Origin of the sequence: Hymenobacter aerophilus DSM 13606 (assembly GCF_000382225.1) — a bacterium.
In the GTDB taxonomy this organism is placed as follows: Bacteria; Bacteroidota; Bacteroidia; order Cytophagales; family Hymenobacteraceae; genus Hymenobacter; species Hymenobacter aerophilus.
Map to the genome: position 1 here is coordinate 59,050 of NZ_KB907819.1, position 22,604 is coordinate 81,653.

Genomic DNA, 22,604 nt, shown 5'->3' on the forward strand with positions numbered 1-22,604 from the left:
CAGATGAGTTCTCCCTACCATAAGATTCTTCCGGTTGCCGCCCTGGCTTTCACGCTGGGCACGGCCCCGCTCACCACGGCCCTGGGCCAGGTTGCCGCGCCGGCGGCCGTTGGCACGGCCGACGAACCCCAGCGCTACACGCTGGGCGGTATCACCATCAGCGGGGCCCGTTACCTCGACCCCAACACGCTCATTGGCCTTTCGGGGCTGAAGGTGGGCGACCCTATTACGATTCCGGGCGAGGAAATCGGGCAGGCCATCCGCCGGCTCTGGGACCAGGGCATTCTGGGGGATGTGAGCGTGAGCATTGCCCGTGTAGAAGGCACGCGCGTGTTCCTCGATTTCAACCTGAAAGAACGTCCCCGGCTCTCGAAGTTCGTGTTTGAGGGCATCAGCAAGGGCCAGGCCGAGGAGCTGAAAAACAAAATCAAGCTCATCCGGGGCAAGGTGGTAACCGACGCGCTGCTGAGCAACACCCGCTCGCAGGTGCGTAAGTTCTACACCAATAAGGGCTTCCTCGACACCAAAGTCAACATTGTGCAGCGGCCCGATTCGTCGCTGTCGAACAGCGTGGTGCTGGCCATCAATGTGGACAAGGGTGCCAAAGTCAAAATCAAGGAGATTGACTTTGTGGGCAACACGGCCTTCTCGGACAGCAAGCTGAAGGGCAAGTTCAAGAAAACCAAGGAGAAGAAATTCCCTAAGTTCTTCAACTCGGGTAAGTACCAGGCCAAGGAGTTTGCCGACGACAAGCAACTGCTGCTCGATTTCTATAACGCGCAGGGTTACCGCGACGCCACCATCGTGTCGGACTCGCTGACGCGCACCGGCGACGGGCTGAAGCTGACTGTGCGGGTGGATGAGGGGCCGAAGTACTACTTCCGCAACATCACCTGGAACGGTAACTACCTCTACGACGACAAGACGCTGGCCTCGGTGCTGGGCATCAAGGAGGGCAGCGTGTACAGCAAGGAAACGCTCGACAAGCGCCTCAACTACAACCCCACCGGCCAGGACGTGACGTCGCTCTACATGAACGACGGCTACCTGTTCTTCCAGATTGAACCCGTGGAAACGCGGGTGGAGGGCGACTCCATCGATATTGAGATGCGCGTGAGCGAGGGCGTGCAGGCCCGGGTGAAGGAAGTGCGCATTGCGGGCAACACCAAAACCTCCGACCACGTGGTGCGCCGCACGCTCTACACGCTGCCCGGCGACAAGTTCAGCCGCGAAAACCTGATTCGCAGCCAGCGCGAACTGGCCACGCTGGGCTACTTCGACCCCGAGAAAATCGGCATGAACCCCGTGCCCAACCAGGCCGACGGCACCGTGGACATCAACTACACGGTGGAGGAAAAGCCTTCCGACCAGATTACGCTTTCGGGCGGTTGGGGCGGCTACGCGGGCTTCATCGGCACGGTGGGTCTGGTGTTCAACAACTTCTCGCTGCGCAAAGCCGCGACGCTGAAGAACTGGACGCCCGTACCGGCCGGCGACGGCCAGCGCCTCTCGCTGAACGTGCAGGCCAACGGCCCGCAGTACCAGGCTTACTCGTTCTCGTTCACCGAGCCCTGGCTGGGCGGGCGCAAGCCCAACTCGCTGTCGGTTAGTCTGACCAAAACCGTGTTCCGCAACGGCAGCAGCTTCGATATTAACTCGGGCTCGCTGAAAACCAACGGCGCGAGCGTGGCCCTGGGCCGCCGCCTGCGCTGGCCCGACGACTTCTTCACACTCAGCAACGCGCTGTCGGTGACGCAGTACAAGCTCAACAACTACGGCAGCCTGGGCCGCGAGTATTTCCCGACCGGCACCGGCAACGCCACCAACCTCACGCTCAACACCACGCTGGCGCGTAACAGCATCGACGCCCCCACCTTTACGCGGCGCGGCTCCTCGCTGGCGCTGAGCGTAAACCTGACGCCGCCTTACTCGCTGTTCCCGGGTTCGCACCCGAACGTGGTGGAGTGGGTCGAGTTCCACAAGTGGATGTTTGATGCCTCGTGGTTTACGCCGGTGGTGGGCAAGCTCGTGCTCAACACGCGGGCGCACTTCGGCTTCATCGGCAGCTACAACAGCAGCCGCCCCATCGGGCCGTTCGAGCGGTTCAAGCTGGGCGGTTCGGGCCTGGGCTACGGCGGCTCTACCAACTTCATTGCCGGCACCGAGTACATTGGCCTGCGCGGCTACGAAGACCCTAACCAAAGCACGTCGTTGCCAGCTTCGCGGAATGAGTCGTCGGGCGGGGTAGTGTACAATAAATTCGTGATGGAAATGCGTTATCCTGTCAGCCTCAACCCGGCGGCGACGGTGTACGTGCTCGGCTTCGCTGAGGCCGGTAACTCCTTCGAAAACTACAGCAACTACAGCCCTTACAAACTCTATCGTTCGGCCGGCGTTGGTGCCCGCGTATTCATGTCGGCATTCGGTTTGCTAGGCTTCGACTACGGCTGGGGCTTCGACCAGGTGCCGCGCGTAGCGGGCGGGTCGGCCCAGAAGAACGGTATCTTCCACTTCATCATCGGCCAGCAGATTCGGTAGCGCCACTGGTGGGCGGGCCGCGGCCACCACTTTTCCAGCAGCATGAACCAGTTAGTTTTCCGCGTTGCCAGTGTTTTGGCCCTGTTGTTGGTAATGGTGGGTGCCCCCGCGGCGCAGGCCCAGAAGTTTGGCTACGTCGATTCCGAGTTCATTCTCGAAAAGATGCCGGCCTACCGACAGGCGCAGCAGGAGCTGAATACGTTGGCCGCCAACTGGCAGCGCGACCTGGAAACCCAGAAAGCGGAACTCGACAAGCTGCACCGGAATTATCAGGCCGAAGAAGTGGTTCTGACAGAGGCCACTAAGAAAAAACGTCAGGACGAGATTCTGGCCAAGGAACTGGAAATCAAAACCAACACCAACAAGATTTTCGGCTTCGAAGGGCAGCTGTTCCGCAAACGGCAGGAACTGACCAAGCCGGTACAGGATGTGGTGTTTGAGGCCATTGAGAAAGTGGCCAAGAAAAAGCAGCTCGCCATCGTGTTCGACAAAGCCGGCGACCTGACCATGCTCTACACCAACCCCGTGCACGACTACACCGAGTTTGTGCTCGAGGAACTGGGCCTGGCTTCGCCCGAAGCCAACCAGCCCGGCCCGAAAGGCCCGGTGAAAACCGTTACGCCGCCCGTTACCCCGGCCGGCGATGCGCCCACGGCCGACGACGAGCCGGCCCCGCGCCGGCCCGCCGCGCGCCCGGCCGTTCGAAAGAAGTAACTTTGTGTATTCAACCTTCCGAATTTTCCCTTTTTTGATGACGACCACCATGAACAAAATCCGCGTTGCGCTGGCCATTGCCGCCCTCACCTTCACTACGGCTACCGCTTCGATGGCCCAGGCGCCGCTGAAAATCGGCTACACCAGCGTGGAGTACGTGCTGAGCCAGATGCCCGAAAGCAAGCAGATTGAGTCGCAGCTGAAAGACTACAGCACCCAGCTCAAAAACCAGCTCGACACCAAGTACGCCGAGTACCAGACCAAGGGCGAGGCCTTCCAGAAGGGCGCCGCCACCATGCCCGACCCGGTGCGTGCCGACAAGCAAAAGGAGCTGCAGAACCTGCAGCAGTCGATCCAAGAGTTCCAGCAGAACGCCGAAAACTCGTTGCAGCAGAAGCAGCAGACCCTGCTCAAGCCCGCCCTCGACAAGCTCCAGCAGACCATTGATGCCGTAGCCACCGAAAACGGCTACACCTACGTTCTGAACTCGGATGGCGCCAGCCCGGTGCTGCTGCACGGCCCCAAGGATGGCGACATTTCGGATCTGGTGCTGAAGAAAATGGGCATTACGCCCGGCGCCGCCGCCGCCACCAAAGTAACTACCCCGGCTGCTCCGGCTCCTTCGGCCGTGCCCGCCGCCACCAAAACGAAAACCAAAACCAAGAAGTAAGCGCTTCGGCGCCTTATCTTACGGCTTTACCGGCGCAGCCGGGGCATTTGCCCCGGCTGCTGCTGTTTGCCGCCGCCCCGCATCAGGGCGGTAATTCCGCCGGCTCCCGGCCACTCACTACGTTGCGCTATGGCAGAACTGGAAGACGAATTTCCGCCGCACCACACCCATCCGGCCGCCTCTACCGGCCTGCCGGCCAACGAATCGGCTGAAGATGACGAGGACGACAGCGAAGGGGGCGACGAGCTCTATGAGCACCACCGCATTCAGGCCAACCGCAAGCAGGAGTTGCTGCGGCTGGATAAGTTTCTGCTCCTGCGCATCCCTAAAACCTCGCGTACCCGCATCCAAAACGCTATTCTGGCTGGGGCAGTGCAGGTAAACGAGCGGGCCGTCAAGTCCAACTACCGCGTCAAGCCCCTCGACGTGATAACGGTGACGCTGCCCGAGCCCCCCCGCGAGTTCAAGGTGATGCCCGAACCCATGGACCTCGACATCCGCTACGAGGACCCGGAGTTGCTGCTGGTGAACAAGCCGGCCGGGCTGGTGGTGCACCCTGCGTTCGGGCACTGGGAGGGCACGCTGGTGAACGGACTAGCGCACCACCTGGCTAACCTGCCCACCGGCCGCAACGGCGAAGTGCGCCCCGGCCTGGTCCACCGCATCGATAAGGACACCTCGGGGCTGCTGGTTATCGGCAAGTCGGAGTACGCCATGACGTACCTGTCGAACCAATTTTTTCACCATACTATTGAGCGCACCTATTTGGCGCTGGTGTGGGGCGTGCCTGCCGAGGCGCAGGGCACCATCCGCACCAATATCGGCCGTAGCATCAAGGACCGCAAAGTGCAGGCCGTGTTTCCGTTTGAGGGCGACTACGGGCGCACGGCCGTTACGCACTACAAGGTGCTGCAGAGCTTCGGGCAGGTGGCGCTGGTGCAGTGCAACCTCGAAACCGGCCGCACCCACCAGATTCGGGTGCACATGAAGCACATCGGCCACCCGCTGTTCGGCGACACCACCTACGGCGGCGACCGGGTGGTGTACGGGCAGCGCATGGGGGCCTACAAGGTCTTTTCCGAGAAGGTGCTGGCCCTGATGCCCCGGCAGGCCCTGCATGCCAAGTCGCTGGGCTTCGAGCACCCCATCAGCCGCGAGTTCATGCAATTTGAAGCCGAGCTGCCCGCCGATTTTGCCACCGTGCTGGAAATGTGGGAGCAGTACGCCGGGCAGCAGGACGCGGGCTAACTATCTGCAACCAGCCACAAAAAAAGCCCGCTACCAAAGTAGCGGGCTTTTTATTATCATTCCTGCAAGCAGGACACGGAACGCTTACTTGCGGCGAGCCGGAGCCTTGGCGGGCTTAGTGATGGCGTCGATGGCGGTTTTGGCCTGCTCATCGGCGGGGTTCAGCACCAGCGCCTGCTGCCAGTAGGGGAGCGAAGCAGTTTTGTCGCCCTTCTGGTAGTAATAGTAGCCCAGGTACTTATTGGCTTCCACCAGACCTGACTTGTAGCTCTCGGGCTTGTCGGAGGCGTTGGCCATCTTGATGTACTCCTCGTAGTAAGGCTTCGCCAGACCCTTCTTCGAGTCGGGGTCGAGGTTGGCGTTAGCACGGGCACGCATCTGGTAGCCGGGTACGTACTCGGGGCGCTCCTTCAGCAGCACGCCGTAGAGGCTGTCGGCAGGCATGTACTGCTCGTTCTGCTCGTAAGCGCGGGCCAGGTACACCTTGTCGGTCAGCTCGCCACCATTGTTCTCCTGCATCATCTGCCGGTAGGTAGCAATGGCCTTGGGGTAGTCCTTGGCGGCCAGGTAGGCCTTGGCCAGCTCCTTGCGCAGCTCGGTAGCCTTCTTGGGGTCCGCCTTGATGGCGGCATCCACCAGCGCGGCGCCCTCGGCCGTTTTGCCGCCCTTGATCAGCATCTTGCCGTAGTACACGTTGTCCTCCGGAATCAGCTTGTCCTGGGCCTTGGCCACGGTCATGTACTGCTGCATGGCGGCAATGGCCTCATCATTTTTGCCCATCTCGTACAGCGAGTAGGCCTTGATGCGGTTCATGGCGAGGTTGTTGGGGTCGGCGGCCAGCACCTTGTCAATTTCCACCATGGCCTCGGGGTACTTCTCCGTCAGGTACAGGAAAGCTGCGTTCTTGGCCGTGGTTTCGGTCGATTTCTCGGCCAGCGAGGTGTACTTCTGGAACTGGGCCAGCGCGTCGTCGTAACGACCGGCGAAGTAGTAGGTCTCGGCCAGCGAGTTGTAGGCCGGGGCGTAGTTCGGGTCGATGCTGATGGCCTTTTCGAAGTTCTCCTTGGCCAAATTGTAGTTGCGCGAGCGGAGGCTGAGCTGGCCGCGGCGTACGTAGGCCTGCACGTTGTTCGGGTCGCCGGTGTTGGCGCGCTCGTAGCTGTTCATGGCCTCGCCACCGCCCGTCTCCATCTTCTGATACAGGTCACCGCGGGCAATCATCAGCGCCGGGTCGTCTTTGCCGGTTTTGGCGGCGAATTTCTCGCCTTCCTTCACGTACTCCAACGCCTTGCTGACGTCCTTGGTGCCCGACTCGGCGTAGGCCTGAGCAATCATGGTGTACACGCCCAGGTCCTTGCCCTTCGAGGCCTTCACGGCGTCGTCGAACTTGGCCTGCGCCTCGGCGGCGTTGCCTTTCGCCAGCGCGGCACGGCCGGCGGCAATCATGGTCATCGGCTCCTTCTTATCGTAGCTGACGCGGTTGAAGTAGTAAGCAGCCGAATCGGGCATTTCGCGCATCTGATACAGGCGGCCCAACTGAAACGAGGTTTCGTTGGACTGGCCCTGCCGAAGAAGCGTAGACCGGGCTTCGTTGTAGCGCTCCATTTGCAGCGCCTTGTCCACGGCCGTATTCTGGGCCAGGGCGGCGGTGCCGGAAACCGATAAAGCAGCGAGGAGCGTGAGCTTCCAGGGCTTAATGTTCATAAGAGAAAGGTTTGGTGTAGGGTAAGGAAAAAATTAGTTCGATTTCACGTCAATGATACGAACTTGGCCGGTGGCGGGCATCAAGCCCGACTTGAGCATAATGAGCTGGCCCTTGTTGCCTGCCACGAAAGATGCAAAACCGGTGCCAAGACCGGCGCGGGCCTCGCGGCTGATAACATACAGCTCGCGCCGCAGCGGATACGTTTTCTGGGCCAGGTACGCCTGGTAAGGCTGCACGTAGTCGTCGGGGGTGCTGTTGGCGGCTTTGGCGCTGATGCCCGCTACACGCACCCGGCCGAGCAGTTTCTGTACGCCCTTATCGTCGCGGTCCGAAATCCAGTTCACGCCAATTACGCCAATGGCATTCGGATGACTGGCAACGTAATCAAGCAGGGCCGGGTTCGACTCAGAAGCAAAAATGCCTTTGGCCAGTGCCGTGCCCCGCGTGATGGAATCCTGCACAAAACGGGCCGTGCTGGAGTTGTTGTTATCGAAAACGGCCGTAATCTCGCCCTGCTTGTTGCCGGGGCTAAGCTGGTTCCACTGCTTGAGCTGGCCCGTGAAAATGCCGCGCAGCTGCGCCGTAGTCAGCAGCGAATCGGGGTTGCTGGGGTGCAGGATGATGGCCACGCCATCGACGCCGATGCGGATAGCGCGGGGTTCTATCTGGATGCTTTTGAAACGGGCCTTCTCCGCGTCCGTCAGCTGGCGCGATACCACGGCCAGCCGGATGCTGTCATCCAGAAAAGCCTGCATTACGTCACGCTCGGGCTGGTACTGGGCCCGAATCTGCGCGGCCGGGTACAGCTTCTGGAACGTATCGACCTCCGACTTGATAATAGGAGCGAAGGTTTCATCAACCCCGATGCTGATAGCGCCGCTGGTCGGCGTATCGATGGCAGCCGACGACTTGTTGCCGCCGTTGCAACCCGCCAGCCCCAGGGCTCCGAGCATACCGGCCGTCAGGCCCATCAGGATGCTATGCTTCATGCCGGTCTTTTTTGAAGTATTGTTGGTAGGTGCGGACAAATCTAACGATTCCGTAAAACACGAAGATGACTGCCAGCAGTTGGCGGGGCGTTTCGCCCAGGCGCAACATGCCGGCCGGCACCAGCCACAGGCTTACGCCCAGCGCGACGTAAAGCACGGCCATAAACAGGGTAAAATAGCGCACCAGGCCGGGCGACTGGCTGGGCCGGCTGAGGCGCTCGTGGGTAGGAGGCAGGTCGGACATGGCAATAAGTAAGGCAAGCCGGGGAAGACCCGGATAAGGAGCAAACGTAAAAATAGCCGCTTTTTGTTCGGTTGCCCCGGCAGCCCCTAGGCCGCCGACAGAAACGAAGGCACCCAACCGGATATTTCACCAGTTGGGTGCCGACGGCAAAAAAGCAGCGTTAGCGGGCTTGGGTCCGGCCGCAAGGCGCGACCAGGGGCTTTTACTGGTAGGTAAAGGTGATGGGCAGGTTGTAGCGCACTGGCACGGCGCGGTGGTTCTGGTAGCCCGGCTTCCAGGCCGGCATCCTCCGGATAACGCGGCTGGCTTCCTCGTCGGTGCCGTAGCCCAGGCCCTTAATCACTTCCACGTCGGTAATCGAGCCGTCGGTGTTCACGGTGAAGGCAATGTACACCCGGCCGCCAACGCCCGCTTTCAGCGCCTGGGTGGGGTAGTGCAGGTTGCGCTGCAGATATTTCACCAGCGCTGCCTGGCCTCCGGCAAACTCGGGCATCACTTCTACCGACAGGAAGGGCTTGGTAACGGCCGGCGCTGCTGGGCTGGCCGCCGAGTCGTTGCCGGGGGCGCCGGGGCCGGCCGTGGTAGCCAAGCCGCCGGTACCGTCGCGGTCGATGTCGCTCTGGGCCACGGGGCCGTCAACGGCCGGCGGGGCTACGTCGGGCTCAGGCTTCGTCACCTGCGCGTCGTCGACAACTTTGGTGGGCACCGCTTCCTTGATTTGCTTACGCAGGGTGATGGTGGCCTTGGCGCTGGCTGAAGGGGGCGTAACCGGGGGCGGCGTGATGGTTGGTGGAGGCAGAATGTCAACCACGAACTCGTCGGGCACAATCGGAGCCGCCACCACAACCGTTGGCCACAGGTAACTCACGGTAATGGGCACGGCAATGAGCAGAGCGGTCAGGGCCACGGCCAAGGCAACGGCCCGCAGCAGGTGGCGGCCGTAGAGCCGGCGCAGCGCGTAGGCACCGTAGGCTTTGTTGCGCCCCTCAAACACGATGTCGTCGAGCGAGGGCAGGGAAATGGGAGCGGTGGTTGTCATGGCGTATAGAAGTTAAGTGAACGAAACGCAGGTAAACTTCCCAAGCCATTCCTCCCATTTGCCGCAGCTGTTGCTGCCCCTGTCGCGCTGGCTTTCAGGAAGTAAACGCGCCATCCGCTTCCGGTAGTATGCACGCCTACTATATTTTTTAGGGTCAGCTAACTTTCCGTTCTTCTTCCAACCGCCACGAAAGCAAAAAACCCGAACCAGACGAGCGTCCGGTTCGGGTTTTTAGTTGGCTTGGCCGCAGGCGGCGAGCCGGGGTTACTTGATGGAGAAGGTTACGGGTACGGTGAAGTACACCGATACTGCCCGACCATTCTGCTTACCCGGCGTGAAGCGCGGCAGGTTCTTGATAACCCGCATCGATTCTTCGTCGCAACCGGCACCAATGCCTTTCTGCACCTCTACGTTCGAAACGGCTCCGTCGGGACCCACTACGAACTTGATGAATACGCGACCTTCGACCTGATTGCGCAGGGCCATAGCCGGGTACTTGATGTTCTTGCTGATGTACGCCAGCAACGCCTCCTGTCCGCCGGGGAATACCGGCATCTGCTCAACGTAGGTGTACGGCTTGGTTTCAACTACCGTCTCCACTGCCTTGGTGCCCTCGCCGGGCTCCAGCCCTTTCAGGTCGGCAGGGTTGTCGGTGTTGCCCTTTACCGTAACGGCGGCCACTACTTTTTCCTTCAGCTCTTCCTGGTCCGGAATTTCTTCCTTGCGCACCTCCTCGTCCTTTTTCACGACGGGCGGGGTGAACTTAATGGTGGAGAGCTTCGGTGGTGGCGGTGGTGGCGCCTCCGGTGGTGGGGGCGGGGGGGGCGGGGGGATGTTCTTGTCCAGCGGGGGAGCTTCCATCAGCTCGTTCACCTTGAGCATCTTGTCCTCCTTCACCACTACGTCCTTCTTCATCATGCGCGCCACGAGCGGGAAAGCAATCAGAAGGGCCACAATGGCAATGGAAATCAAAACGGCCCGGGTAACGTGCTTGCCGTACACCCGCCGGATTATGTAAGCCCCGTAGGCCTTATTGCGCCCCTCAAAGACGATGTCGTCGAGGGAGGCGTTGGCCAACTGCATGTTGTCCATCATAATCCAGAAGATTTAATCAGCTCTTCATCGGCCTTCGAAATGTCCACCAGCGCGTATTTCTTCTGGTCGGTGATGTTCATTTCGTCGAGGATGTCGACCATGTTTTTGTAGTTGGAGTCGTCAGCCGGCTTAATCAGCACCACCAGATCGGGGTTGCTGTGGCGGGAGAGTAATTCCTTACGGATTCCGTCGGCTCCGTAGCTAGATTCCTTCAGCTCCGGCTTGGTCTCATTGTTGAGCAGGCCGTCGTAGTAGTAAATCTTGTTGCCGGCGCCGAGCAGCACGGTGAAGGCGTTGGAGGCTTTGATCTCCGACTTCTCTTCGTCGTTCTTAGGCTTCACCGGCATGTTGATTTCCATGACGGTGGGCTTGCTGAAGGTAGTCGTCAGCATGAAGAAGGTCAGCAGCAGAAAGGCCAGGTCAACCATCGGGGTCATGTCGATTTTGGTCGACATTTTTTTCGCCCGCTTTTTCCCGCCTTTTCCGCCGCCGCCGCTTTGTTGTTGGATTTCTGCCATGGTTTCTGTGCGGGTTACTTACCGGCCACCGGTTTGGTTTCGAGGTCGGTAATGAGGTTGAACCGGTTGATGTTCTTCTCCTGCATCAGTTTGATGACTTTCTTCACTGTCGGCACATCGGCCTGCCCGTCGCCTTTGATGGCAATGTAGGGCGCCGTGTTGAACTGCTTCTGGCTGAGCGAGCGGGCGGTAATCACCCACTCAATCAGCTGGTTGTTCAACGAGTCGGCCGGAATGCCGTCCTGCTTCACCAGCTTGCGCTGCTCGGGGTCGAGACTCAGCAGCGCGGGCAGCTTCTCGATGGGGGTGCCAAAGCTGGCACCGGCCCCGCGGAAAGCCTGCACCTGCGCCGGCGTGAAGCTGACACCGTACTTGGCTCCGACCTGCTTGAGCAGCTCATTCTTAATCTCGTCGTCGCCGACGCCGAAGAAGATGCGCTTATCCTTGTCGATGGCTACGGTGAGCACGTGCGACTCGGGCAGGCGGATTTCAGAGGTTGAAGAAGGTGTGTCCACCACCACGGCCTCTTCCGGGGCAAACTTGGTGGTGAGCATGAAGAAAGTCACCAGCAGGAAGGCCAAGTCCACCATCGGCGTCATGTCGAGCGACGGTGAGGTTCTATGAGGCTTTACTTTAGGCATTGCTGGAGGAGGTTAAACGCGTGATTCAGAAACGAACAACTCACGGTTTTAGTGCACAAGGGCGCTAAAACTAGATGGTCGTCGTGGTAGCCGGGGCAGCGTGGTCGGTGGCGCCGTGCTGAGCCGAGAAGGTCTGAATGATGCTGAAACCAGCCTCGTCGATGCTGTAAGTCAGCTCGTCAATTTTGCTGGTGAAGAAGTTGTACGCTACGATAGCCAGAGCCGAACCCGTAATACCGAGAGCCGTGTTGATGAGAGCTTCCGAAATACCGTTGGCGAGACCTACAGCGTCAGGAGCACCACCCTGGGCCAGTGCCGAGAAGGCCTTGATCATACCCAGTACCGTACCAATCAGACCTACCAGCGTGGCGATAGAGGCCAGCGTGGAGATGATAACGAGGTTTTTCTCCAGCATGGGCAGCTCCAGGGCCGTCGATTCCTCGATTTCCTTCTGGATGGCCAGTACTTTCTGGTCTTTCTCCAGGTAACGGTCGCGCGACATCTCCTGGTACTTCACCAGGCCGGCACGTACTACGTTGGCTACCGAACCTTTCTGCTGGTCGCAGGTGGCGATGGCACCGGTGATGTCGTTTACGTTCAGCTTCTGACGGATGGTACGCACGAACGACTCGATGCTTTTCGAGCCTTTAGCGCGGCTCAGGGTCAGGGCCCGCTCAATCGAGAAGATGATTACCAGCAGGAACATGGTCATCAGCACGGGTACTACCGGGCCACCTTTGTACACTACACCGAAGTAGTCGCCCGAAATAGGGTTGTTCTCGTTGTTGCCGCCCTGGAAGTGGCTGCCGTCGCCGAAGATGAAAATGAAGACTACAACGCTTACGATGAACGCCGCGATGATGGCAATAATGGCAAATGCGGACGAACCACTGCCTTTCGATTCGCCTTTTGGCGTAGCAGCAGCGGCAGGCCGGGCCGCGGGCTTATTCATAGCATTCTTTTGTTCCATTGGTCCGGAGAATTAGGGGGTTGTTGGTGAAAGGTTGAGGTGCTTGGTGAAAAATGGTAAAAAAAGTGGATGGACTGCCCGCTACCCGGACCAATTTCTTGCGTTGCGGCGGCGGCCTGTTCAAAAAGAAACAGACGGCCGCTTCGGCGGCGAAATGATGGATGAAGCGAGGCTAGCCTTGGCAAACCTACTTAAAAAAGCTGACTGCTACCAAAAGAAAATCGGGTTTAAACGCGCTAAACCCACATAATCCGCAAAAAAAAGCAGTTTGTCCTAAAAAATTAGGCGCCCGATTGGCCCGTCAACCGCTTCGCTTCCTCCCAATACACGTCCATCTGGGCCAGGGTAAGGTCGGCCAACTGATGGCCTTCGCGGGCCGATTGGGATTCAAGATACTGAAAACGCTGAATGAATTTGCGGTTGGTGCGCTCCAGCGCGTCTTCGGGGTTGATGCCGGCGTGGCGGGCAAAGTTGATGAGAGAGAACAGCAGGTCGCCAAATTCGGCGGCGGCCCGCTCCTGGCGGTCGGTATCGGCTGAAGCATCGGCCGGGGCATCGGGGGCGGCAAACTCCTCCCCGAACTCGGCCAGTTCTTCCTGCACTTTCTGCCACACCTGCTCGGGCTGCTCCCAGTCGAAGCCCGCGCCGCGGGCTTTTTCCTGGATGCGCATGGCCTTCACGAGGGCCGGCAAAGAGGCAGGTACGCCGCCGAGCACCGAGGTGTTGCCTTTTTCGCGCAGTTTCAGCTGCTCCCAGTTGCGTTTTACGTCCTCCTCCGTGTCGGCCTGCACGTCGCCGTAGATGTGGGGGTGGCGGAAGATGAGCTTCTCGCACTGTGCGTTCAGCACGTCGGCAATATCGAAAGCACCCTGCTCGCTGGCAATTTTGGCGTAGAACATCAGGTGCAGCATCACGTCGCCGAGCTCCTTGCGCAGATCGGGCAGGTCGTGGCGGATGATGGCGTCGCTGAGCTCGTAGGTTTCCTCGATGGTGAGGTGGCGCAGGCTTTCGAGGGTTTGTTTCCGGTCCCAGGGGCACTCGGCGCGCAGGCGTTCCAGCACGTCGAGCAGGCGGCCAAAGGCGGCCAACTGTTCCGTTCGGCGGGTAGGGGTGGGGCTTTGCATCAGGCCAAATATACAAAGCTACCGGGCATGGGGCCGGCGCGGGCCCGCCGTGGGGCCGGGGTCTTCAGCCGCCAAGGCAACCGATTACGTAGGGAAAGCAGCGGCTACTGGTTACTTTTGCGGCCGCTTACGGGTCATTTTGCCCCTCCTACCTTCAGCAGCACATTTCGTGGCACTTATTAAATCTATTTCCGGCATCCGGGGCACTATTGGCGGCGCGGCCGGCGAGGGCCTGACGCCCATCGACATTGTAAAGTACGCCGCCGCCTTCGGCACCTGGGTGCTCCAGCACACGCAGAACAATACCATTGTCATTGGCCGCGACGCCCGCCTCTCGGGCGACATGGTGAGTCGGCTGGTAGCGGCCACGCTGCAGGGCCTGGGCATCAACGTTATCGACCTGGGTTTGAGCACCACGCCGACCGTAGAAATGGCCGTGCCCGCCAAACAAGCCGGCGGCGGCATCATCCTCACGGCCTCGCACAACCCCAAGCAATGGAACGCGCTGAAGCTGCTCAATAATAAAGGAGAGTTTATCTCCGATAAAGACGGCCAGCAGGTGCTGGCGCTGGGCGACTCGGAGGCCTTCGACTTCGCGCCCGTAACCAAGCTGGGCACCTACGAAACCGACGATACCTTTCTGCAGCAGCACATCGACGCCATTTTGGCCCTGCCGCTGGTGGATAAGGAAGCCATTGCGGCCAAAAACTTCCGGGTGGTGGTAGATGCAGTGAACTCCTGCGGGGGCTTTGCCGTGCCGATGCTGCTGGAGCAGCTGGGCGTAACAACCATCGAAAAGCTGTTCTGCGAGCCTACCGGCGACTTCGCCCACAACCCCGAGCCGCTGCCCGAAAACCTGCGCGACATCGCCAAAACCATCGAAAAAGGCCACTTCGACCTGGGCATTGTAGTCGACCCCGATGTGGACCGGCTGGCGCTGGTGAACGAGGACGGCACCATGTTCGGCGAGGAGTACACGCTGGTAGCGGTGGCCGATTACGTGCTGAGCCAGCTCGGCGGCGGCAACACCGTGAGCAACCTGAGCAGCACCCGCGCCCTGCGCGACGTAACCGAAAAGCACGGCGGCCAGTACGCCGCCGCCGCGGTGGGCGAGGTGAACGTGGTGAACAAAATGAAGGAAACCAACGCCGTTATCGGCGGCGAGGGCAACGGCGGCATCATCTACCCCGAACTGCACTACGGCCGCGACTCGCTGGTGGGTATTGCGCTGTTCCTGAGTCACCTAGCCAAATTCGGGCTGCCGATGACGCGTTTGCGGGCCTCGTACCCCAACTATTTCATCTCGAAGAACAAGATTGAGCTGACCCCCGAAATCAACACCGACCAGGTGCTGACCCAGATGGAGCAGCGCTACGCCAAGCAGCCGGTAAACACCATCGACGGCGTGAAAATCGAGTTCGACAAGGAATGGGTGCACCTGCGCAAGTCGAACACCGAGCCGATTATCCGCATCTACGCCGAGTCGGAATCCAACGCCACCGCCGACCACCTGGCCAACAAAATCATTGCCGATATCAAGGAGATTATCAGCCACTAAAAACCATAGGGCGACTGCTGCCCGCTGCTGCCACGGTGTTAAACCGGCCCAAAACCCGTCTGGCAGGCGGTTTTGGGCCGGTTTTTTCGTGCTGAGCTACCGTTTAGCTTATTGAGGCGGCTGAATCTGCCAATTCGGTGCCCGCCGCGAATCCGCTATTTTTGTGGCTGAATTCGGCCGGCCGGCCTTCCCGGCTGGTTTTTACTGCCTTTTCGCTCCGCTTATGAACGTGTATTTCGATAACGCCGCCACCACCCCGCTGGACCCCGAAGTGCTGGAAGCCATACTGCCCTTCCTACAGACGCACTACGGCAACCCCAGCAGCATCCACGGCCCCGGCCGGCAGGTGCGCGCCGCCATCGAAAACGCCCGTAAAACGGTGGCGCACCTTATCAATGCCGCCCCGGCCGAAATCGTGTTTACCTCGGGCGGCACTGAGGCCGATAATTACGCGGCCTTCGGTACGGTGCGCCAGCTGGGCCTGCAGCACGGCATCACCTCGAAAATGGAGCACCACGCCGTGCTGCACACCATGGAGGCGCTGGAAAAAAGCGGCCAGCTCAAGCTCAGCTACCTGCGCCACGACGACCGCGGCCGCTTTGATCTGGGACACCTGGAGGAGCTGCTGGCCGCCAACCCGCGCACGTTTGTGAGTTTGATGCACGCCAACAACGAAATCGGCAACCTCAACGATTTGGCGGCCATCGGCGAAATCTGCGCCCGTCACCAGGCCATATTTCACACCGATACGGTGCAGACGATGGGCCACTACAAGCACGATGTGCAGCAGCTGCCGGTGGATTTCCTGGTGGGTTCGGCCCACAAATTCCACGGCCCCAAGGGCGTGGGCTTCCTGTACCGCCGCGCGGGCCAGACGGTGGACGCCCTCATTCAGGGCGGCTCGCAGGAGCGCAACCAGCGCGCCGGCACCGAAAACGTGTACGGCATCGTGGGCCTGGCCAAAGCCCTCGAAATTGCCTACCGCGACATGGCCGAGCATCAGCGCCACATCCAGGGCCTCAAAGACCGGTTTATTACCAGGCTGCGAGCCGAAATTGAGGGCGTGGAGTTCAACGGCATGTCGGCCGAAGCCGACCAGAGCCTGTACACGGTGTTGAGCGTGAGCTTGCCACCTTCCGAGCTCAACGAGATGCTGCTCTTCAACCTCGATATCAACCGGGTGGCCGTTTCGGGTGGGTCGGCCTGCACCAGCGGCGCCAACGCCGGCTCGCACGTGCTCGGCGCCCTGGGCTGCGACCCGGCCCGCGGCACCATCCGCTTCTCGATGAGCAAGTACAACACCGAAGCAGAGGTGGACTATGCCGTGGAGCAGCTGGCCAAAATGTACCGCAAGGGAGAAGTACAGGTGTAGCCGGGGAGAAAAGAAGGGGCGCGTCATGCTGCGCGAGGGCGCGCAGCATGACGCGCCCTTTTTGCTGGTAGTTCTCCGCGTCTTCTGTCGCGGCGGCCTGCATCATAATTCGGCCGGCATGCGTAAGGCTAGCGCACGACTTCTCCCTTTCCTTATGGCCGACATCAATATTCAACGCAAGAAAAACACGCCCAGCCCCTGGCTGCTGCTGCTCGTAGTGCTGGCCGTGGTGGGGCTGGGCGCCTGGTTTCTGTTCAAGGCCGAAATAAACGCCACCCGCAGCACGCCGCCACCCCCCCCGCCGCCACCCGCCGAAACGCCGCTCGTGCCCGCCGATACGCTCGTCGGGGCTGAAACCGGCCCCCGGCCCGCTACCGATACGGCCACCGACATGGCCGCCACCGCCCCGGTAACGCCCGAAGTGCTGGCAGCCTTTGTGGCCGGCGATGCGGCCCGGCCCGGCTACGGCCGCGAGGCCCTGCGCCTGCTCACCTCGTCGCTGACGGGCCTCGTGGACCGCGACGACCTGCGCACACCCGAAATCCAGACCCGCCGCGACGATTTGACCAGCGCCACAGCCCGCCTCGACGAGCCCGCCGCCCGCCTGCGCCCCGGGCTGGTGGCCGCCTCCAACCTCATGCAGGCCATTCAGCAGCAGGGCTACCCCGAGTTGCAGCAGGAAGCGCAGCGCCTCAACGCCCAGGCCACCGACCTGAGCGGCCAGGCCGCCACGCCCGAAGAACAGCAGGCCTTGCGCGGCTACTTCGAGCGGGCCGCTAAACTGCTGAAGGCGTTCAACTCCCCGCCCACGAGCCGCTAAGCCTGCCGCTTTCTTCTTCCTGATTCCAACGCCCGTTTATATGGAAATCCCCTCCGACCCGATTCCTTCGGCCCAGGGCCTGCACCTGCGCCGCCTGCGCGACCTGACTGAGTTCGAAGTAGCCGACGAAAACCCAGACGTGCGCGGCTGGGCCGTTCGTGGGGCCGACGGCCGCCAGTTCGGCCAGGTTTTCGAGCTGATTGTGGATGTGGACGCGCTGAAAGTGCGCTACCTCGACGTGCAGCTCGACGACAGCCTGGGGCTCGATGCCCGCGACAACCACATCCTGCTACCTATTGGCGTGGCCGCCCTCGATGAGGAAGCCGACAACGTGTTCGTGCCCTCGCTCACCTACGAATCGGTGGTGCAGTACCCGCCCTACACTGAAATCCAGATAACCCGCGAATACGAGCAGGCCATGCTCCGCGCCCTCAACCTGGGCCTGCCCGAAGCCTCCACCGAACCCGATTTCTACAACCAGCCCAGCTACGACACCGCCACGTTTTACCAGCGCCGCCGGCTGAAGTAAGAATAGGTAAAGTATAAACGCCTGTCATCCTGAGCGCAGCGAAGGACCTATACTGAAGCCAAGCAATGGGTATAGCTTCAGTATAGGTCCTTCGCTGCGCTCAGGATGACAGGCGTTTATACTTTACCTGTTCCTGAATTGTTAGTTCCGGCGAATCATGCCGGCTACGGCATCTACCCACATGGGCTCGGAGTTGAGGCTGGGCACGAGCTGCCAGTGCTTGCCGCCGGCTTCCTCGAACATCTCCTTGAACTCGTCCCCCACTTCAATGGTGGTTTCGAGGCAGTCGGCGACGAAGGCGGGCGAGAAGGCCAGCACGTTATTGATGCCTTTGGCGGGATACTCTTTCAACACTTCGTCGGTGTAGGGCTGCAGCCACGGGTCGCGGAGGCGGCTTTGCAGGCGGCTCTGGAAGGTGGTGGTATACTGCTCGGGCGTGAGGCCCAGGGCTTTACCCAGCTGGCGCGAGGTTTCGTAGCACTGCGCCCGGTAGCAGTAGCGGTTGTTCTTGTTGTAGGAGTTGCAGCAGTTGCCCAGCTTGCAATAGCCCTTGTGGCTGCCCTTCAGCACGTGCCGCTCGGGAATGCCGTGGTAGCTGAACACGATGTGGTCGTAGTCGTGCTTGGCCATTTCGGCCTTGCCCAGCATGGCAAAGGTTTCGATGAAGCCGGGCTCGTCCACGAAATTGCTGATGAAGCTGATGCTGGGCACAATCCACCACTTGCTCACGAGGTCCATCACCTTTTCCTGCACCGAGCCGGTGCTGGCCGCCGCGTACTGAGGAAACAGCGGCAGCACGATAATCCGGCTCACGGCCGCGTCGCGCAGCTCCTGCAGGGCACTTTCGATGCTGGGGTTCTGGTAACGCATTCCGAAGGCTACGAGGTAGTCAGCACCCAATTCCTCCTGCACCTTCTTTTGCAGGTCGAGGCCGTGGTAGAGCAGGGGCGAGCCGCGTTCGGTCCAGAGCTGCTGGTAGATTTTGGCCGATTTGGGCGCCCGCAGCGGCACCACCAGCCCCCGAAACAGCGGGTAGCGGATGGCGGCCGGCATGTCCACCACGCGGGCATCGGTCAGGAATTCGTTGAGGTAGCGGCGCACGTCGGGCGTCTGGGGCGAGTCGGGCGTACCGAGGTTGACGAGCAGCACGCCAATGCGGCCTTGGTTGGAAGCAGACATAGTTGTTGAGCTATTAGCTGACAGCTGCTAGCTGTTAGCTTTTTTTCGGTGGAACTGCCAGTGCAGGACTGATGCGGGGCTGTTGACTGGCTATGTAACCGCAAAGTTGGCCGGTTATCCTCAATCCAGCCACAAAAAAGCTAACGGCTAACAGCTAATAGCTATCAGCTTAGAAAAGAGCTACCTTTGCAGCCCAAATTTCAGCATCTGAAATGACTACCGAATCTACCCCGCACCGCGCTGGCTTTGTGAGCATTATCGGCAAGCCCAACGTGGGCAAGTCTACGCTCATGAACGCTTTGCTGGGCGAGCGGCTCAGCATCGTCACGAGCAAGGCCCAGACCACGCGCCACCGCATCCTGGGCATTCTCAACGGCGACGACTTCCAGCTTATCTACTCCGACACGCCCGGCATTATTCAGCCCAAGTACGAGCTGCACAACGCCATGATGTCGTTCGTGTACTCGTCGCTGGAAGACGCCGACGTGATTCTGTTCGTGACTGATATCTACGAAAAGCACGACGAGGAGCCGGTAGTCGAGCGCCTGCGCAAGATGACCGACACGCCCATTCTGCTGCTGGTGAACAAGATAGACCAGGCCGATCAGGAGCAGGTGGAAGCTAAGGTAGAATACTGGCGCGAGCATCTGCCCAACGCGGCCCGGGTGCTGCCCATCTCGGCCCTCGAACAGTTCGGCACCGCCGAGCTGCTCGATTTGGTGCTGGGCTACCTGCCGGTGCACCCGCCTTACTACCCCAAAGACGAGTTAACCGACAAGCCCGAACGGTTTTTCGCCGCCGAAATGATTCGGGAGAAAATCTTCAAGCTCTACAAAAAAGAGGTGCCCTACAGCTGCGAAGTGGGCATCGAGGAGTTCAAGGAAGACGACGACATCATCCGCATCCGGGCCGTGATTTACGTGGAGCGCGCCAGCCAGAAAGGCATCATCATCGGCCAGCAGGGCGCGGCCCTGAAAAAGGTCGGCACCTGGGCCCGCGAGGAAATGGAGAAGTTTTTCCAGAAGAAAGTCTTCCTCGAAACCTACGTCAAAGTCGACGAAAACTGGCGCACCGACCCCAAGGCCCTGAACCGCTTTGGGTACAGTCAATAAATAGAGAAGTGAGATGGTGAGACATGAGAAGTGAGACTACGTTCTGGTAGCGTCTACATTAGAACGAAAGTCTCACTTCTCATGTCTCACCATCTCACTTCTCACCCCCGACCTCACAACTCACTTAACTACTCCGGGCACTGCCGAAACTGGTCGGGCCGGCGGCTGGAGTCAGACATATGAAGAACACCATTGCCATTGTCGGGCGCCCCAACGTGGGCAAATCGACCCTTTTCAACCGCCTCGTCGGTCAGCGCAAAGCCATCATGGACGACGAGAGCGGCGTAACCCGCGACCGGCACTACGGCTACGGCGACTGGACGGGTAAGTACTACACCGTCATCGATACCGGCGGCTACGTGCATAACTCCGACGATATTTTCGAGGGCGAAATCAACAAGCAGGTAAAGCTGGCTATTGACGAGGCCGACGTGGTGCTGTTTATGGTGGACACCATTGCCGGCGTGCACAGCCTCGACGAGGAATTTGCCAGCGTACTGCGCCGCTACCAGGGCAAAAAGCCCATCTACATCGTCGCCAACAAGGCCGATACCAACAACCGCATCCACTCGGCCGGCGAGTTCTACGCCCTGGGCGTAGGCGACGGCGAAATCTACCCGATTTCCTCAGCCAGCGGCTCGGGCACCGGCGACCTGCTCGATGCCGTGGTCAGCCACTTCGAGGACGAAGGCGTGGAGGAACCCGACCTGGGTATTCCCAAAATTGCCATCGTGGGCCGGCCCAACGTGGGCAAGTCGTCGTTCGTGAACCTGCTGCTGGGCACCGACCGCAGCATCGTCACGGACATTGCCGGCACCACCCGCGACTCCATCCAGGCCCGCTACAACGCCTTCGGCAACGAGTTCATGCTGGTGGACACGGCCGGGTTGCGCCGCAAAACCAAGGTGCACGAAGACGTGGAGTTCTACTCGGTGCTTCGCTCGCTGCGGGCCCTGGAAGAGGCCGACGTGTGCGTGGTGATGCTCGACGCCACCCGCGGCATCGAGTCGCAGGATGTGAACATCATCGGTTTGGCCGACAAGAACCGCAAGGGCATCGTGATTCTGGTGAACAAGTGGGACCTGATTGAGAACAAGGAAACCAACACGGCCAAAGAGTTCGAGGCGAAAATCATGGAGAAGATTGCGCCCATCGCGTATCCGCCCGTCATTTTCACGTCGGTGCTCACCAAGCAGCGCGTGCACAAGGCCATCGAAACGGCCATTGAGGTGTACAACAACAAGCGCCGCAAAATCTCGACTTCCGAGCTGAACGAGGTGATGCTGAAGGAAATCGAGAAGTACCCGCCGCCCATCCAGAAGGGCAAAATGGTGCGCATCAAGTACGCCACCCAGTTGCCCACGCATAACCCGGTATTCGCCTTCTTCTGCAACCTGCCGCAGTACGTGAAGGAGAGCTACGCCCGCTACCTCGAAAACCGGATGCGCGAGCATTTCGACTTCAGCGGCGTGCCCATCGGCATTGTGTTCCGCAAAAAATAAACGGCCCCTACGGCCCGGTTTTCAGAAGGTTAACGGTCGGGTTGAAAAAAAGCTGCTTTTTTTTCGGACTGTCGGGTTACCTGAAAGCCGTTCGGGTATAAAGACCCAAATCGGCCGGAAATTCCGGCTGGTTTGCTCAAATCGACTTTTCAAACCCCAACAACCCCCATCATGAAAAAGGTACTGTTCCTCGCCCTGGCCGCCGCTTCGTTCTCGTTCGCTTCGTGCGACAGCAAAACCGAAGATGCTCAGGAGCAAGCTGCTGACAACGTAGAAGAGGCCGGCGAAATGAAGGCTGACGCTATGGAAGAGAAGGCTGACATGGTACGTGACTCGGCTGATGCCAAGGCTGACGCCATGGAAAACGCCGCTGACGCTATGGATGCTCCTGCTACCACGCCTGCTCAGTAATTACTGCCGCATCCTTCATCGGATGTAAAAAAGAGGCTTCCCGCACGCGGGAAGCCTCTTTTTTTGTTGCGAGACAAAGCGCTGCTTCGCGACTAGTAGGTCAAATCTAATTGGTTGTCGGGTATAATCGTTTGAGCTTGATCCGGGCGTCGGCGGTGGTGAACTGCCAGTTGGTGGGCGTGCCGCGCTGGTTGCGGGCCAGTTGCCACGCCTGGCAGTGGGTTTCGAGGGCGGGCCGGTCAGGCACGCGTTGGGGCAGCCCGTGGGTGAGCAAGGCGGCAAACTCGATTTCGGCCATGTTGAGCCAGGAGCCGTGCTTGGGGGTAAACACGAACTCGACCCGCTGCAAGAGCGCGTGCGCCCGCGCCGGCTCAAAGACCTCGTAGAAAGCGGCCGGCTGGTGGGCCGATAAATTGTCGAGCACCACCGTCACGCGCTCGGCCTGGGCGTAGTCGTGCTCCAGCAGCCGAGCCACGACACGGGCGAACGTGAGCCGGTCGTGGCGGTCCTCGACATGCACCCGGCGGCGGCCGGCCAGCGGCTCGTGCAGCATGTAGACCTGGGCTACGCCCTGGCGGTGGTACTCGCAGTCGTAGCGGGTGCTGCCGTCGGCCAGTACGATGGGC

The 22,604-nt window shown here is 60.2% G+C and carries 22 protein-coding genes; 11 read left to right on the top strand and 11 right to left on the bottom strand.

The window, feature by feature from the left end:
• Nucleotides 1-3: 3 nt before the first annotated feature.
• The 4 genes from bamA to H145_RS0114200 all read left to right on the top strand — a co-directional run bounded on the left by bamA (nucleotide 4) and on the right by H145_RS0114200 (nucleotide 5,170).
• Nucleotides 4-2,538, top strand: a complete 2,535-nt coding sequence (bamA, locus tag H145_RS0114185; protein ID WP_019948824.1) for an outer membrane protein assembly factor BamA — start codon at nucleotides 4-6, stop codon at nucleotides 2,536-2,538.
• Between the two features lie 42 nt (nucleotides 2,539-2,580).
• Nucleotides 2,581-3,252, top strand: coding sequence for an OmpH family outer membrane protein (locus tag H145_RS21385; protein ID WP_019948825.1), 672 nt, complete (start codon nucleotides 2,581-2,583; stop codon nucleotides 3,250-3,252).
• Between the two features lie 37 nt (nucleotides 3,253-3,289).
• Nucleotides 3,290-3,922: an OmpH family outer membrane protein gene (locus tag H145_RS0114195; RefSeq protein WP_019948826.1), complete on the top strand. Its 633-nt coding sequence runs from the start codon at nucleotides 3,290-3,292 to the stop codon at nucleotides 3,920-3,922.
• Nucleotides 3,923-4,051: 129 nt separating this feature from the next.
• Nucleotides 4,052-5,170, top strand: coding sequence for an RluA family pseudouridine synthase (locus H145_RS0114200; protein WP_019948827.1), 1,119 nt, complete (start codon nucleotides 4,052-4,054; stop codon nucleotides 5,168-5,170).
• An 84-nt stretch (nucleotides 5,171-5,254) separates the two neighbouring features.
• Here H145_RS0114200 and H145_RS21390 read toward each other — a convergent pair whose 3' ends face one another.
• From H145_RS21390 to mazG, 9 genes are all read right to left on the bottom strand, one after another.
• Entirely contained in the window at nucleotides 5,255-6,874 is a 1,620-nt protein-coding gene (locus H145_RS21390; protein WP_019948828.1) for a tetratricopeptide repeat protein, read from the bottom strand.
• Nucleotides 6,875-6,907: 33 nt separating this feature from the next.
• Nucleotides 6,908-7,864 (bottom strand): PstS family phosphate ABC transporter substrate-binding protein, encoded by a 957-nt coding sequence (locus tag H145_RS0114210; RefSeq protein ID WP_019948829.1) that lies wholly within the window; start codon nucleotides 7,862-7,864, stop codon nucleotides 6,908-6,910.
• Nucleotides 7,854-8,108 carry a hypothetical protein gene (locus H145_RS0114215; protein ID WP_019948830.1) on the bottom strand — a complete coding sequence of 85 codons (255 nt, stop codon included), beginning with the start codon at nucleotides 8,106-8,108 and terminating at the stop codon, nucleotides 7,854-7,856. The genes H145_RS0114210 and H145_RS0114215 overlap by 11 nt, the downstream gene beginning before the upstream one ends.
• 202 nt (nucleotides 8,109-8,310) lie before the next feature.
• Nucleotides 8,311-9,147: an energy transducer TonB gene (locus H145_RS0114220; RefSeq protein WP_019948831.1), complete on the bottom strand. Its 837-nt coding sequence runs from the start codon at nucleotides 9,145-9,147 to the stop codon at nucleotides 8,311-8,313.
• A gap of 264 nt (nucleotides 9,148-9,411) precedes the next feature.
• A complete protein-coding gene (locus H145_RS0114225) occupies nucleotides 9,412-10,242 on the bottom strand; it encodes an energy transducer TonB (protein WP_240471705.1) in 831 nt (276 codons plus the stop codon).
• Nucleotides 10,239-10,760, bottom strand: coding sequence for an ExbD/TolR family protein (locus tag H145_RS0114230; protein ID WP_019948833.1), 522 nt, complete (start codon nucleotides 10,758-10,760; stop codon nucleotides 10,239-10,241). Before H145_RS0114230 ends, H145_RS0114225 begins: the two co-directional genes overlap by 4 nt.
• Before the next feature lie 14 nt (nucleotides 10,761-10,774).
• Nucleotides 10,775-11,401: an ExbD/TolR family protein gene (locus H145_RS0114235; RefSeq protein WP_033426269.1), complete on the bottom strand. Its 627-nt coding sequence runs from the start codon at nucleotides 11,399-11,401 to the stop codon at nucleotides 10,775-10,777.
• Nucleotides 11,402-11,471: 70 nt separating this feature from the next.
• On the bottom strand, nucleotides 11,472-12,353 hold the full coding sequence (locus H145_RS0114240; protein ID WP_019948835.1) for a MotA/TolQ/ExbB proton channel family protein: 882 nt from the start codon (nucleotides 12,351-12,353) through the stop codon (nucleotides 11,472-11,474).
• A gap of 299 nt (nucleotides 12,354-12,652) precedes the next feature.
• Nucleotides 12,653-13,495, bottom strand: a complete 843-nt coding sequence (gene mazG, locus H145_RS0114250) for a nucleoside triphosphate pyrophosphohydrolase (protein WP_019948837.1) — start codon at nucleotides 13,493-13,495, stop codon at nucleotides 12,653-12,655.
• Between the two features lie 169 nt (nucleotides 13,496-13,664).
• Here mazG and glmM point away from each other — a divergent pair, with 169 nt between their 5' ends.
• The 4 genes from glmM to H145_RS22880 all read left to right on the top strand — a co-directional run bounded on the left by glmM (nucleotide 13,665) and on the right by H145_RS22880 (nucleotide 17,774).
• Nucleotides 13,665-15,053 carry a phosphoglucosamine mutase gene (gene glmM / locus H145_RS0114255; protein WP_019948838.1) on the top strand — a complete coding sequence of 463 codons (1,389 nt, stop codon included), beginning with the start codon at nucleotides 13,665-13,667 and terminating at the stop codon, nucleotides 15,051-15,053.
• A gap of 223 nt (nucleotides 15,054-15,276) precedes the next feature.
• Nucleotides 15,277-16,425 (top strand): cysteine desulfurase family protein, encoded by a 1,149-nt coding sequence (locus H145_RS0114260; protein ID WP_019948839.1) that lies wholly within the window; start codon nucleotides 15,277-15,279, stop codon nucleotides 16,423-16,425.
• Nucleotides 16,426-16,579: 154 nt separating this feature from the next.
• The gene (locus H145_RS0114265; RefSeq protein ID WP_019948840.1) at nucleotides 16,580-17,245 is read left to right on the top strand and encodes a hypothetical protein; all 666 of its coding nucleotides are present in this window, start codon (nucleotides 16,580-16,582) and stop codon (nucleotides 17,243-17,245) included.
• 40 nt (nucleotides 17,246-17,285) lie between these two features.
• A complete protein-coding gene (locus H145_RS22880; protein WP_019948841.1) occupies nucleotides 17,286-17,774 on the top strand; it encodes a PRC-barrel domain-containing protein in 489 nt (162 codons plus the stop codon).
• Nucleotides 17,775-17,915: 141 nt separating this feature from the next.
• On the opposite strand, the gene hemH is transcribed toward H145_RS22880, so the two are convergent.
• Nucleotides 17,916-18,953: a ferrochelatase gene (hemH, locus tag H145_RS0114275; protein ID WP_019948842.1), complete on the bottom strand. Its 1,038-nt coding sequence runs from the start codon at nucleotides 18,951-18,953 to the stop codon at nucleotides 17,916-17,918.
• A gap of 212 nt (nucleotides 18,954-19,165) precedes the next feature.
• Between hemH and era the strand changes: the two genes are divergently transcribed.
• The 3 genes from era to H145_RS21400 all read left to right on the top strand — a co-directional run bounded on the left by era (nucleotide 19,166) and on the right by H145_RS21400 (nucleotide 21,978).
• Entirely contained in the window at nucleotides 19,166-20,065 is a 900-nt protein-coding gene (era, locus tag H145_RS0114280) for a GTPase Era (protein ID WP_019948843.1), read from the top strand.
• Between the two features lie 179 nt (nucleotides 20,066-20,244).
• Nucleotides 20,245-21,567 carry a ribosome biogenesis GTPase Der gene (gene der, locus H145_RS0114285; protein ID WP_019948844.1) on the top strand — a complete coding sequence of 441 codons (1,323 nt, stop codon included), beginning with the start codon at nucleotides 20,245-20,247 and terminating at the stop codon, nucleotides 21,565-21,567.
• 171 nt (nucleotides 21,568-21,738) lie between these two features.
• Complete coding sequence (locus H145_RS21400) at nucleotides 21,739-21,978, top strand: hypothetical protein (protein WP_019948845.1); 240 nt, start codon at nucleotides 21,739-21,741, stop codon at nucleotides 21,976-21,978.
• 106 nt (nucleotides 21,979-22,084) lie between these two features.
• On the opposite strand, the gene H145_RS0114295 is transcribed toward H145_RS21400, so the two are convergent.
• Nucleotides 22,085-22,604 (bottom strand): transposase (locus tag H145_RS0114295; RefSeq protein ID WP_019948846.1); only part of this gene is annotated, 520 nt, incomplete at its 5' end.